Origin of the sequence: Paenibacillus wulumuqiensis (genome assembly GCF_000971965.1) — a bacterium.
GTDB lineage: Bacteria > Bacillota > Bacilli > Paenibacillales > Paenibacillaceae > Saccharibacillus > Saccharibacillus wulumuqiensis.
In genome coordinates this window covers 789,011-802,566 of the sequence record NZ_LAQP01000001.1, presented here as the reverse complement: position 1 = coordinate 802,566, position 13,556 = coordinate 789,011, and the positions used below count along the sequence as shown (strand labels likewise).

The 13,556-nt window shown below is 49.6% G+C and carries 14 protein-coding genes; 9 read left to right on the top strand and 5 right to left on the bottom strand.

Annotated elements, in window-relative coordinates; genetic code table 11:
* The first annotated feature begins 47 nt into the window (after positions 1-47).
* Both WH45_RS11560 and WH45_RS11555 read left to right on the top strand, forming a co-directional pair.
* A complete protein-coding gene (locus WH45_RS11560) occupies positions 48-353 on the top strand; it encodes an NIPSNAP family protein (RefSeq protein WP_046214465.1) in 306 nt (101 codons plus the stop codon).
* 87 nt (positions 354-440) lie between these two features.
* Entirely contained in the window at positions 441-692 is a 252-nt protein-coding gene (locus tag WH45_RS11555; protein ID WP_235338347.1) for a hypothetical protein, read from the top strand.
* 12 nt (positions 693-704) lie between these two features.
* Here the strand turns inward: WH45_RS11555 and WH45_RS11550 are convergent, their stop codons facing one another.
* Complete coding sequence (locus WH45_RS11550; RefSeq protein WP_046214464.1) at positions 705-1,202, bottom strand: GNAT family N-acetyltransferase; 498 nt, start codon at positions 1,200-1,202, stop codon at positions 705-707.
* A gap of 174 nt (positions 1,203-1,376) precedes the next feature.
* On the opposite strand from WH45_RS11550, the gene WH45_RS11545 reads away from it, so the two are divergent.
* A complete protein-coding gene (locus tag WH45_RS11545) occupies positions 1,377-2,165 on the top strand; it encodes a DeoR/GlpR family DNA-binding transcription regulator (protein WP_046214463.1) in 789 nt (262 codons plus the stop codon).
* A gap of 152 nt (positions 2,166-2,317) precedes the next feature.
* On the opposite strand, the gene WH45_RS11540 is transcribed toward WH45_RS11545, so the two are convergent.
* From WH45_RS11540 to WH45_RS11525, 4 genes are all read right to left on the bottom strand, one after another.
* Positions 2,318-3,301: a glycoside hydrolase family 5 protein gene (locus WH45_RS11540; RefSeq protein ID WP_046214462.1), complete on the bottom strand. Its 984-nt coding sequence runs from the start codon at positions 3,299-3,301 to the stop codon at positions 2,318-2,320.
* 190 nt (positions 3,302-3,491) lie between these two features.
* Complete coding sequence (locus WH45_RS11535) at positions 3,492-4,499, bottom strand: substrate-binding domain-containing protein (protein WP_046214461.1); 1,008 nt, start codon at positions 4,497-4,499, stop codon at positions 3,492-3,494.
* Between the two features lie 131 nt (positions 4,500-4,630).
* Positions 4,631-5,809, bottom strand: coding sequence for a glycoside hydrolase family 130 protein (locus tag WH45_RS11530; protein WP_046214460.1), 1,179 nt, complete (start codon positions 5,807-5,809; stop codon positions 4,631-4,633).
* 3 nt (positions 5,810-5,812) lie between these two features.
* Positions 5,813-6,982: an AGE family epimerase/isomerase gene (locus WH45_RS11525; RefSeq protein ID WP_407668022.1), complete on the bottom strand. Its 1,170-nt coding sequence runs from the start codon at positions 6,980-6,982 to the stop codon at positions 5,813-5,815.
* Positions 6,983-7,199: 217 nt separating this feature from the next.
* On the opposite strand from WH45_RS11525, the gene WH45_RS11520 reads away from it, so the two are divergent.
* The 6 genes from WH45_RS11520 (at position 7,200) to WH45_RS11495 (ending at position 13,394) form a co-directional block, all read left to right on the top strand.
* The gene (locus tag WH45_RS11520) at positions 7,200-8,501 is read left to right on the top strand and encodes an ABC transporter substrate-binding protein (RefSeq protein WP_046214459.1); all 1,302 of its coding nucleotides are present in this window, start codon (positions 7,200-7,202) and stop codon (positions 8,499-8,501) included.
* Positions 8,502-8,600: 99 nt separating this feature from the next.
* Positions 8,601-9,482, top strand: coding sequence for a carbohydrate ABC transporter permease (locus tag WH45_RS11515; protein ID WP_046214458.1), 882 nt, complete (start codon positions 8,601-8,603; stop codon positions 9,480-9,482).
* A gap of 27 nt (positions 9,483-9,509) precedes the next feature.
* Positions 9,510-10,319 (top strand): carbohydrate ABC transporter permease, encoded by an 810-nt coding sequence (locus WH45_RS11510; protein WP_407668026.1) that lies wholly within the window; start codon positions 9,510-9,512, stop codon positions 10,317-10,319.
* A 35-nt stretch (positions 10,320-10,354) separates the two neighbouring features.
* Entirely contained in the window at positions 10,355-11,401 is a 1,047-nt protein-coding gene (locus WH45_RS11505) for a glycoside hydrolase family 130 protein (protein ID WP_046214456.1), read from the top strand.
* A 32-nt stretch (positions 11,402-11,433) separates the two neighbouring features.
* Positions 11,434-12,387: a glycoside hydrolase family 113 gene (locus WH45_RS11500; RefSeq protein WP_046214455.1), complete on the top strand. Its 954-nt coding sequence runs from the start codon at positions 11,434-11,436 to the stop codon at positions 12,385-12,387.
* 32 nt (positions 12,388-12,419) lie between these two features.
* Positions 12,420-13,394 (top strand): acetylxylan esterase, encoded by a 975-nt coding sequence (locus tag WH45_RS11495; RefSeq protein ID WP_046214454.1) that lies wholly within the window; start codon positions 12,420-12,422, stop codon positions 13,392-13,394.
* Positions 13,395-13,556: the final 162 nt, after the last annotated feature.

Sequence of the window (13,556 nt, the reverse complement as noted above, 5' to 3'; positions counted from 1 at the left end):
TCTCGTTGTGCTAAAATATCGGCAATACAAAGTAGGAGGAATATGTCATGATCACCTGTTATCTCAAATACATCATCGATCCCTACAAAACAAAAGAATTCGAACATTATGCCAAGCTGTGGATTCCACTGGTCAATCGGCTTGGCGGGAATCATCATGGCTATTTTCTGCCGCATGAGGGAGCCAATAATATCGCATATGCATTATTCAGTTTTCCGAGTCTGGCTGCCTATGAGCAGTACCGATGCGAGATGGATATCGATGAAGAGTGTCAGGCTGCCTATGCCTATGCCATGGAGACGCGGTGCATTGTGAGTTATGAGCGCAGTTTTATGCGTCCTGTGCTGGAATAGAGGTGACTGGCTGAGACAAGCGCTCTGAATCGCTGGCTGCATCGGTTATATAGACAATTGTACATACAGGCAGGGAGGTACATAATATTGGTAATCAATGTGGAGGGAGCGATCTACGAGGAGGTAGTGACGAATATTGGGTGTCTGTGTGAATATGCAGACGGTCAGGCGCACAGCAAAAGCGCAGAAGAAGTAGAAGCAGTCTACTGGATAACAAGTGAAGAGCTGCTTCAGAATCCGTCTGCACCGCCATGGACGAAGGAAAGTATCCGCCGTGCAGAAGCGGCGCGCCAGCACACTGCTTCGCTCACCACTGTAAAGCAAGGGAAGCGAACGTAGGAGGGCCGGAAGTTACAGGAAGAGAGCCATCAATTCCTCATCATAATATGTCTGGCCGATCTTGAGCGCACGCCAGTCCTTGCCGTACGCTTCAAATCCGAGCGCTTGGTACAGCCGCTTGGCAGGCTCATTATGCGCCATCACGGACAGATAGATCTGTTCCACATTTCCGGCGCTGCGCGCAGTCTGAATCGCCTGCTGCATTAGCTGCTTGCCGATCCCCGAGCCGCGATGGGGCGGCTTTACATACATGGCGATAATATTGGCCCGGTGCCGCAGCTTGGGCTTGCGTTCATACACCAGCGTGACCGATCCGATCAGCTCCGATTCATGCCAGGCACCGAGCGTGATGGAATCTGTACCGGCGAGCCGCCTGTGAAAGCGTTCCAGCGGAAATTCCTTTTCTTCTTCATAGCTGGAAGCGAATGCTTCCGGGTACTGCTCCAGTGCCTCCAGCCGCAGCTGTCTGTAAGCTTCGGCATGCCGGACATCCAGAATTTCAATATTCATTATTGGCCTCCTGACGGGTAGGTAAATATGTACTCCCTTATATTATATCCCGTTACCGACCATTGTCACAAATACTTATCACACTACGATCGGCTGCAAATTTGTAAATTATGGAAGATGATTCTCCCCCTATCCGTAATGAGTATCTGCAATAACCATCAAGGAGGAAGCCCCATGTTCTCTCTGGAAAGACGTAACCAGATTCTGGAGCTGCTGCGGCGTGACGGCAGGGTACTGGCCAAGGATCTGGCAGAAATATTCGGCGTGTCTATCGATTCCATCCGGCGTGATCTGACTGCGATGGAAGAGGAACGTCTGCTGAGGCGTACACATGGCGGAGCCATTCCGCTATCGCATATGCGGACTATCTCCCAGCCACCCCTGCTTCAGCGCCACTATAACGGCGAAAGCAGCCAGCAGCATGCCATTGCCCGGCTGGCTGCTTCCTGTATTGAAGAAGGTCAGACTATATTCATGGGCGGAACATCCTTGCATAAAACGATGCTGCAGTACCTTCCCTCACGGGTTCCTTTTACAGTAGTGACCAATTCACTCCAGATCGCGGATGGTCTTCGTGAAGCGAACCGGATTGACACGTTCCTGCTGGGAGGACGAATGAATTCGTCAGGTACGATGACAGATGTACTGGCTGCCGAATGGATCAGGCAATTTTCGTTGGATGTGAATTTTGCCGTCGTCAAGGGAGTATCGGTGAATGGACTAAGTATGGCTACGCCGGAAGAAGCGGCTTTTGAACGCGCGGTAATGGAGCAATCACGCAGCAGCATCTGTCTGGTAGAGCATACCGGACTTGGGGTGGACGGATTTGCCCGAGTTGTCTCTTTGAAAAAGGTGGATCTGCTCATTACCGATGAGCAGGCTTCCCGGGAAGAGATTCACCGGCTGCAGGCAGCATCCTCACTTCAGATTCGACTGGCAGAAGAGCAGTTCGATACAGGCTGATACGCTTAGCTTGTATAACTCTCATTGCGCGATACGGATTAATATGTTCAGTCTCTGTTATTCACCGCAAAGAACCCCTGTGCACTTTACAAAGCACAGGGGTTCTTTGCCGTCAGACACCGTCACACGAAGTAGGAAGCGGGGAGATACACTTAGAATATTCCTGCTTTCTGGGACGTAGCTTTGATTCCACTCGGATCATTAACGACCGTATTGCCAAAGCTGGTCAGACTGCCATTTGGACCGGTAGCCATATCCAGATAGTTCAGATTACTGCTGTTACCATACCAGGACCAGGCCAGCCAGCCAATCCCTTTCTCCTGGCTATATCTCATGATAGCGTATTCATCAACATCGCCATTAGTGTGGTATCCACCGAATTCACCGATGATAACCGGAAGTCCTTTGTTTAGTACGCTGTCAATATTGGCTCTGACGGTGGCTGCATCTTTGCCTGCATACTCGTACATATGAATCGAGAAGACCGTATTACGCTGCGAATCGGCAGCAAATACGCTTTGTCCGTAATCCGCGATCGATTGCGGGTATTGTCCCCAACCTGCGGCATCCACGATCAGCGTGTTTTTGATGCCGGCATTTCTCAGTTTGGGAATAGCCTGCTTGTAGCCGTCTGCCCATGCGCTGCCATTCCATGTGCCATACCACTCATTCGCGATATTGACGATGACACGGTCTTCCTTACCGATCAGGGCATCCTTGATGCTGATCCAGTAATTTACGGCAGCATCGAGCGAATTGTAATCGTCTTTGCCTGTAGCATCATGGACTTCCAGCACAGCGATCATTTTGTTCTGGTTGACGAGGGAAATGATATTTTTAACGGAGTTGATATCATCCTTTGTATACTGCGTACCATTGGAAAGTACGATACGAACCGTATTGGCTCCCGTGCGTGCAATCGCCGGAATAGCGGTGGACAGATCGTTTTTGTACCATGTATGTGCATGGTTTATACCCCGCATGGCAAAAGGCTTGCCTGTGGAATCATACAATTTGGTACCGCTTACATAAAATCCTGTTGCAGCTGACGCTTTGGGTGCAAAACTGTTCATTCCATAGATAGCCAGAATCATAACGAGTGTAGACAGTATACCTCTGCACAACAGCTTTTTCATACAACAACCTCCAGATTTTTTTTATTTTAACCTTGCGATTCCGGTGCAATTGCATGAAGAGGCTGGCCAGCCGTCCGGAACCGCATGGGCCAAAATCGTACAAAATATTCTTTGATTCATAAGCTGCCGCTTACTGCACGGCAGAGTACGGAAAAGGAAACCGGATCGGGTGGAAGTACATAATCGTACTTTACGCCATATCCTTTACGGAATCCCGATATATGATATTGCCCTGTACAAGTACTCTTCCGAATCTTGTATGAGGGTCACGTATCTTTTTCAAAATAGAATCCACGGCCGTATAGGCCATCTTGTTAATATTGACTTCCACCGTCGTCAGATGAGGCTCGGACAGTGTGGCATAGATATCGTTGTCAAAGCCGACGACCGAGCAGTCCTGCGGCACCCGGTAACCTTCGGCACGCAGCTGCTGGATGAGCAGATGTGCGACCTGGTCACAGTTGCAGACAAAGGCGGATGGCAGGGAAGAAGGAAGCTTCAGATCGACAATCGTCCCTTGTTCATCACGATCACTGAGTATCCATTCCTGCCGCAGTGGAACATGATGCTCCAGCAGCGATTTATAATACCCGAGGAATCGATCCTGGATACTGCTCGTCGAATACAAATTGCCGACATAGGCGATATCGCGGTGTCCCTGACGGATCAGATAGTTGGTCAGCTCATAAGCACCGTAAAAGTTATCCGTAATAATCGAATCAATCTCGGCATGCTCATCGTAAAAGTCGAGAAACATTTTGGGCTGTTCGATCTGTTCGATAACTTCGATATACGCCTTGCTGACCTGTCCGAGCAAAATAAAGCCATCGACTTTTTGCTCATGATAGATACGCGGCAGATTCAGCTGCTCTTCATCTTCGCGGCTCAGAATATGCAGAATGCCATAATAATTATGCTGCTGGAGCGCTACAGCGATCTCCTGATATAGACGTAAGTAGAAGGTCTGGGAAGTGCCGGTGAACCGCTCCGGGATAATAACGCCCAGATTATAGGTCAGTCCTTCGCGCATCGACTTGGCGACCGTATTCATGCGGTAGCCCATTTCCCACGCAGCCAGCTTGATTTTTTCCTTAAGTTCATCGCTGACGCCGTCTTTGTCATTCAGCGCTTTGGAGACGGTGACACTGCTGACACCCATTTTGAGTGCAATATCACGCATCGTAATATTTTTATTCATCATTTCTCTCCCGGCCTCTCTTGTAAATGGATACTGGTTGTCGCGACAAAAGTCGGTATTGTACACACAGTATACATTTTTACTGTAGAGTAATAAAGCAAATGAGGACGGGAAGTGAAAAGACCCATGGATTAACGGGATGCCAGCAGGCGTTCATTATCTTCAATCAGCGCAGATCGCTGAATCGCACAATCCAGAGAACGGAAAGGATCGGCAGGTGTATTGAATGCATAGTCAACCAGCTTGTCCAGAGTGGTGGTAGCCACATGGATGCGGGTGTCGCTGGATGCGTAGTAGATGTAGACTTCGCCCTTTTCATTGACGACCGCGCCGTTGCAGAAAATTACATTGGATACATCTCCGACACGTTCATCATCATAAGGAGCAATAAACAGACCGCCCGGCTTGGCAATAACAACCGTCGGATCTTCCAGACTGGTTACAAATACATACAGTACATAGCGCAGACCTGCTGCCGTATTGCGCACCCCGTGAGCGATATGAATCCAGCCGCGATCCGTCTTGATCGGTGCGGGACCCTGGCCGTTCTTGGCTTCATAGACGGTATGGTAACGGCGTTCGTCCATGACTGTCTCGGTCTCGATGACCGGATTCAGAATGTCGTCGCATACGCCGAAGGCGATGCCGCCGCCGGAACCGGTGGAGATGAATCCATCCTGCGGACGAGTGTAGAATCCGTATTTGCCATTTACAAATTCCGGATGCAGCACCACATTACGCTGCTGTGGGGAAGAGGTGCGGATATTCGGCAGACGCTCCCATGTGTTCAAGTCACGGGTGCGGACGAGTCCTGCTTGCGCCACTGCACTGGACGTATCACCGGCTGGTGCATCCGGGTCCTTTTGCTCGGAGCAGTAGATGCCGTAGATCCAGCCGTCTTCATGCTTGACGAGACGCATATCATACATATTGGTCTCTGCCGGATCGGTATCTTCCCAGGTGAGCGGTTTGCCGGTAAACCGGAATCCGTCTACGCCATTATCGCTTTCCGCCAGGGCGAAGAACGATTTGCGGTCCATACCCTCCGTGCGTACGACCAGAATATATTTGCCTTCATGATAAATGGCTCCCGGATTAAGCGCGGCATTAATGCCCAGGCGCTCCATGAAATGAGGATTGCGCGCTGCATCCAGATCAAATCGCCAGTGTACCGGTACATGATGACGGGTCAGGACAGGATAGAGGTAACGGTCATAGATGCCGTTATAAAACTCGGTATTTTTCTCATTGCGTCGGTTCAGTAATTGTTCCTGCTTGGCTGCGAGTGCTGCGTATTGTTCATGAATCATCGTTTAATTCATCCTCTCGGTAATTTCGATACAAAAACGGCTGTTGTGATACGGGCATTTCCACATGCCGGCGACTTCGCGCTGACCGGGTTCTCCCTGATCGCCGGTAGACCAGAACCATTCCCCGCCCGGACGCGGGTCGATAATATGAGCCTTGATATAGTCCCACATGCTCCCAATTAGCTTGAGGAACTGCTCGTCCCCGGTACGCTGATACGCATTGTAAAAGCCGACAATTGCCTCGGCCTGTACCCACCAGATCCGCGAAGTATCCACATGTTCGTCTTCCTGTTCATTCATCAGCGATCCATCGGACTGCACAGCGGCTTCGGCGACCCTGTAGGCCATATCGATAACCATCTGTTCATAGGCCGGATGGGTGCTGCCGATCACCTGCATCGCGTCGTCAATCAGCCAGCTGGCTTCAATATCATGTCCAAATGAAGTCAGATCGATCAGCGAATTCCACTGGTTATCAAAAAACACGTTCAGTCTGCGCCGCTGCGAATCGTACATCCGTTCATGCAGAATAACGAGCAGATTATCCAGAGCAAGGCGTACCTGCTCATCCGGCCAGACCCGGTACAGATTGGTATACGCTTCCAATACATGGATATGCGTATTCATCGTAATATCCGCGATGATTCCATTCTCACTCAGCATTTCATTTGGCTGCTCCTGCCAGAAGCGGTCGAATTCCTCGCGATAGGCACCGGTTACCCGGTTATAGCCGGTCTGCTCCAGCCATCTGAACAGCCGGATACACAGCTGCAGGGCTTCTTCATCACCGGTCGCCCGGTAATATTCACTGAATGCATAGATGGCAAATGCCTGATTATACACATGCTTGCGTGTATCCAGCGGTGCACCCAGATGATCGACAGCCCAGTAGATGCCTTCATGTTCAGAGTCATAGAGCGGACCACTGAGAAACTGATAGGCATGACGGGCATGGTCGGCATACTGCGGTTCGCCGGTGATCCGGTAAGCGGAGGCAAAGGACCAGAGAATGCGCGCTGTCGCGATTCCGCCTTTGGGCTTGTCCCGGATAATATTCAGATCATACCCGACCTCACCGTAATAACCTCCGTGTTGTTCATCTTTAAGATTCATCCAGAAAGGAAGGATATGCTCCAGCCATTCCTGCCGAATCTCTGTCTGTAATATTGTCACATCGGCACCACCCTAACTAACTTTATCGATAACCTTATGTGAACACTATAATGACTAACAAAAGCAAATGTCAATTGAAAAATACAGAAGTAGAAGTTAGCAATTTAGAAATAACAATCAAAATAACGATTGACTAGAAAGCGCTAACAATATAGAATGCGTATGTAACCTAATCGATAAGGTTAAATAAAGTTAAGAATTAAGGAAGGGGATTGGAATGAAGAAGCACAAATGGTTGTCCAGCTTCGTAGCGTCATTGCTGGTAGTTTCACTATTGGGAGGCTGTTCCAAAGGCAGCTCGGACAATAGCGACCCAAATAAAATTGAAGGCGATATCACTGTTATTACTCAGCGTACGGATATTGTGGATACCGTATTTCAGGATTATGCCAAGGAATTCAACAAGATTTATCCTGACGTTAAAGTAAATTTTGAGGCGCTGTCCGACTACGAAGGACAGATTAAAGTACGTATGAGTACAGAAGATTATGGAGATGTGCTGCTCATTCCGACCAGTATTCCGATCAAGGATATTCCCGATTTTTTCGAACCGCTCGGTTCCTATGATGAAATGAAGCAGAAATACACCGGGATCGAAGAGCGAATGGTAGACAACCAGATCTACGGTATTCCAGTAGCGATTACATACTCTGGAATTATCTATAACAAGCAGGTATTCAAACAGGCGGGAATTACCAAAGTTCCGCAAACAACCGAGCAGTTCCAGCAGGCACTGCAGCAAATCAAAGCCAAAACGCAAGCGGTTCCATTGTATACCAACTATGCTGCCGGCTGGCCGCTGACCCAGTGGGAATCCGATCTGATGACAGTGGCAGGCGATCCGGACTATGTCAATGTCGCTCAGCCTAACTCGGATGACAACTTTGTACCGGGACAGCCGCATTATGAATTGTACAAAGTAATGTATGATGCAGCTAAAAATGGCCTGATCGAGAAAGATCCAACCACCACTGACTGGGAGAGTTCCAAGGCTGATCTTGCCAATGGCAAAATCGGTACAATGGTACTCGGTTCCTGGGCAATCGACCAGATCAAGAGCGTAGCTTCCAACCCGGATGATATCGACTTTATGCCATTCCCGACCAATGCCTCCAAAGTGGTCGTACCCCTGGCGGCAGACTACAATATCGCCATTAACGTAAACAGCGAGAACAAACCGGCTGCCAAAGCATGGGTAGACTGGTTTATCAATAAATCCAATTATTCCGTAGAGCAGGCCGGAAGCATCAGCCCCGTCAAAGGTTCCGAACTGCCAGCCATCCTCAAGGATTATGAAAAGGAAGGCGTCAGCTTTGAGACGCTGACTCCAGGCAAAGCCGGTCAGGAAGGTCTCGTGGACAAAATCGATAAGGAAGCCGAGATCGGACTGTGGCAGCCTGACTTCAAAAAGCGGATTATCGAAGCGGCAATCGGCAATACGAATGAGTCGTATGACGACATTATGAAGCAATTGAATGACGCGTGGATCAAAGCAAGAGCAGCTGTCGCCCAGCAGTAGACTGTTATGCGGACGGGAGGGAAAGTTCTATTCTCTCCCCGGGCCGCCTGCAGTGAGGCGACAAGATTTTGGTATCTGAGTGAAGCTGGAGGTACAAGGATGTTTAAACTTTCCCATTATAATTATTCGACCCAACGGAAAATCATTATCGCTGCTTTTTCGGCTATTCCGATGCTGCTGCTGATTGTATTCTCCTATCTGCCTGTATTCAATATGTTCAAGTATAGCTTTACCGACTGGAACGGCTACAGCAAGCATATGGACTATGTCGGTCTGGAGAATTATACCCGGATCTTTAGCGAGCCGGAATATTTCGCCGTATTCAAAGTCAGTTTGTATTACTTCTTTGCCACTTTCGTGCAAATGGGATTGGCGCTTTATTTTGCGACCATTCTCAGCTTTAACACCCGCTTCAAGAACTTTTTTAAAGGGGTGCTGTTTTTCCCGTATATGCTGAACGGGGTAGCGATCGGCTTTATTTTCCTGTTTTTCTTCCGTCCGGATGGAACGCTGGATACGCTGCTGAATGCGCTAGGACTGAGCCAGTACATTCAGCTGTGGCTGGGCAATCCGAACATTATCAACTATTCGTTGGCCGGAGCTTCCGTATGGCGGTATATGGGCTTTAACTTTATTATTTTCCTCGGCGCGATCTCGTCTATCGACCGTGATGTCTACGAGGCAGCCGATATTGATGGTGCCAACCGCTGGCATCAGTTCCGGCACATCATTTTGCCGAGTATCGGCAAGATTGTACAGTTGAATATCATTCTCGCCGTCAGCGGTGCGATCAGTGCTTTTGATATTCCTTACATTATGGTTGGCGGTTCGAATGGTAGTGAAACCTTTGTTATTCAGACGATCGATCTGGCATTCAAATACAGCAAGCTGGGGCTGGCATCAGCCATGGCGGTTATCCTGCTATTTATCGTAGTGATCGTTACGGTTGCACAGCGCATGCTGGTAAAGGAGGAGAAGTAAGCGGTGTATAGACTCAAATATTCGGCAATGTCCACGTTCAAATACGCCACTCTGATTATCGGCGCGATTATTGCCCTGCTGCCTATTATGGTTGTATTTTTCGCTTCATTCAAAACCAAGCAGGAATACGGAAGCACCAGTCCGCTGCTGCCTCCGGAGAACTGGCTCAACTTTGCCAATTACACCAAAGCTTTTGTCGATGGCAAAATGCTGCTCGGTTTTGCCAATACGACGTTTATTCTGGTGATCTCGATTATTGGGGCGACCCTGACCGGTTCCATGATCGCTTTTGTACTCAACCGCTTCAAATTCAGAGGCAGCAAGCTGATTATGGGTGCATTTCTGCTGGCGACACTGATTCCGAGCGTAACGACCCAGGTGGCGACCTTCCAGATTGTGAATGCGCTGGATCTGGTCAATACCCACTGGGCGGCCATTATCCTGTATCTCGGTACGGATATTATCGCTGTCTACATTTTCCTGCAATTCCTGGAGTCCATCTCTCCGGCGCTTGATGAATCGGCGATGCTGGATGGTGCTTCGTACTTTACGATTTACTGGAAAATTATTTTGCCGCTGCTCAAACCGGCCATTGTCACCGTCATTATCGTCAAAGGGATTAACATTTACAATGATTTCTATATTCCGTTTCTGTACATGCCCAAGTCGGGATTGCAGGTCATCTCAACGGCCCTGTTCAAGTTCAAAGGGCCATATGGATCACAGTGGGAAGTCATTTGTGCCGGCATTATGATTGCGATTATCCCGACATTGATTATTTTCCTGATCCTGCAAAAGTACATCTATAACGGATTTACGAATGGCTCTGTGAAATAAAAACCCAAAAAAAGAGAATATGGAGGAGATTAATCATGACTGAACTTCAACAAAACACGGTAAATAAAGTAAAAATTATTGGTGAAGCATTATCATCCATGCCCTGGCAGGACAAGCCGGAAGGATACGAATTTCCGGTATGGCGCCACAGTGCCAACCCGGTCATCGATCGCAATCCGGTCAAAGGAATCGCCCGTATTTTCAATAGCGCAGTTGTTCCTTATGAAGGCCGGTTCGTAGGCATATTCCGTGCGGAAACGGTGAATGGACGCCCGCATCTGCATCTGGGCTGGAGTGACAATGGGCTGGACTGGCAGATTGAAGAAGATCGCATTGAATTTCACGATGAAGCAGGCAATCCGTTTCAACCGAACTATGCCTATGATCCGCGTCTCGTGAAGGTCGAGGATACATATTATATTATCTGGTGTACCGATTTCTATGGAGCGGCGATTGGCTTTGCCAGCACCCAGGATTTCAAATCATTTACCCGTCTGGAGAATCCGTTCCTGCCGTTCAACCGTAACGGCGTATTGTTCCCGCGCAAAGTGAACGGCAACTTCCTGATGCTGTCCCGTCCAAGTGACAGCGGACATACACCATTTGGTGATGTATTTGTCAGTGAGAGTCCGGATCTAGTCTACTGGGGCAAGCATCGTCATGTGATGAGCAAAGGCGGTCAGGGCTGGTGGCAGTCGGTCAAAATCGGCGGCGGTCCTGCACCGATCGAGACAAGCGAAGGGTGGCTGATGTTCTATCATGGCGTTACCGGTACATGCAACGGACTCGTATACAGCATGGGTGCGGTCATTCTCGACAAAGATGAGCCATCCCGGGTGAAATACCGCGCGTCGACATTCGTACTGACGCCGGAAGAATGGTATGAAGAGCGCGGATTTGTCGCCAATGTGATATTCCCGTGCGCGACACTGCATGATGCCGATACCGGCCGGATCGCTATTTATTATGGAGCGGCAGATACGTATGTAGGGGTTGCCTATACGACAGTTGAAGAGATTGTCAGCTATGTGATCGAACACCATGAAGATATTGCGGATGATCAGGAAATTGGCCGAATGTAGGCAAGCCTGAATCATAACGAAAGGAATGGAATATGGACTATATCAAAGGATTTACCTACGGATGGATGAGCGGACGCGGCAGCTTCCGCACACCGGAAGCCAGAGAGTCGCTGCGCCTGATGCAGGAGCGCACAGGCAGCAATTATGTTATTTTTGCCCTGGCAGCACTGCAGGATACACCGCACTCCACCGAAGTGGATTACCGGGGAGAGCATATGGTGGATGATGAGGAACTGATCGATATGCTGGAGTATGCCCGTTCGCTGGGACTCCGGTTAATTATGAAACCGACAGTGAACTGCCGCAACGGCACATGGCGGGCACATATTAATTTCTTTGATGAGGATGTACCGTGTGAGCCCAAATGGCATGAGTGGTTCGCCAGCTATACCGAATATCAGCGTCATTATGCGCGGATTGCCGAGCAAACCGGCTGCGAGATGATGATGGTGGGCTGCGAAATGGTGCAGACCGAGCGCCGGGCAGAGCAGTGGCGCCAGCTGATAGCCGATGTGCGTCAGGACTATTCCGGTCTGATCACCTACAATACGGATAAATATCAGGAGAATAATGTGAAATGGTGGGATGCGGTGGATGTGATCTCGTCCAGCGGATATTATCCGATAAATGACTGGGATCATCAGCTCGATCGGATCGAGAACATTATCCGTCCTTACAACAAGCCCTTTTTCTTTGCCGAAGCCGGGTGTCCGAGCCGGACGGGTTCAGCGATGATCCCGAATGACTGGGAACTGGCGGGAGCAGCCAATCCGGATGAACAGGCGGACTACTACCGGGCGATGTTCAGCGCGACAAGGTCTCGTCCATGGGTGAGGGGATTCGGGTTGTGGGATTGGAGTGCCGTACTGCATAATGAACAGGAAGCACTGAACGATGATGGGTACAGTGTCTATGGCAAGCCTGCCGAGCAGGTCATCCGGGAATTCTATAACTCACTGACGGAGCAGCCGCAGACAGCAGGCTGAGCACCAATGACAAATGGAAGAGGGGAAAGCCGATGGCAGCAGACATGCCTTTGGAGCAATTAAAGCAATACATGGGCAGCAGTCCGATCCCTGATGATTTTGATGCATACTGGGACAGGGGACTCGCCGAGCTGGACCGGCAGACGATGGAATATGAGCTTGTTCCAGCAGAATTTCATTCACCGGTAGCGCAGTGTTATCATCTGTATTTTACAGGTGTCGGCGGCGCCCGTATTCACTGCAAACTGGTACGACCAACCGCTCCATCCAATCTTCCGGCAGGAGGGCCAGGCATCGTGATGTTCCACGGATATGCCTGTGACAGCGGAGACTGGTTTGACAAAATCGGCTATACCGCTCACGGCTTTACCGTACTGGCGATGGACTGCCGGGGACAGGGAGGGTGGTCGGAAGATACACTGACGGTCAAGGGAACGACGATTCGCGGACATTTTATTCGCGGTATCGATGATCCGGACCCGGACAGGCTGTACTTCCGTAACGTTTTCCTGGATACGGTACAGGCTGCACGTATCCTGATGTCGCTGGATGGCGTGGACCCGGAGCGGATCGGAGCCCATGGTCTGTCGCAGGGCGGTGCACTGACGGTAGCCTGCGCTGCTCTGGAACCGCGAGTAAAGATCGCTGTACCGGTCTATCCGTTCCTGTCGGATTACAAGCAGGCGAACCAGCTAAGTCCGACGACTTCTGCCTATGAGGAACTGGTCTATTATTTCCGGTTCTTCGATCCGCATCATCAGCGGGAGGATGAGATCTTCGAACGGCTGGGCTATATCGATATTCAGAATCTGGCACCACGGATTCAGGCAGATGTGCTGTGGGTCACCGGACTTGCGGATATTATCTGTCCGCCATCGACCCAATTTGCCGCCTACAACAAGATTACCTCAGCCAAGGAAATGCTGATTTATCATGAATATGGACATGAGTATTTGCCTGCTCTGGCTGACCGTACACTGGAGAAGCTGATGCAGCTGACCAAATGATTTGTTGCATGTATTCATATTTCATTGTATAAGAATGTTAACGGACGATAATAACCGGACCTTCTCGGAGGCTCCGGTTATTATTTCATTTCAGGCCGCAGTTTCCAGAAATAGGATGCAGCCTGCACCGATAGACGGGCAGCAGTCAGGAACAAGCCATTT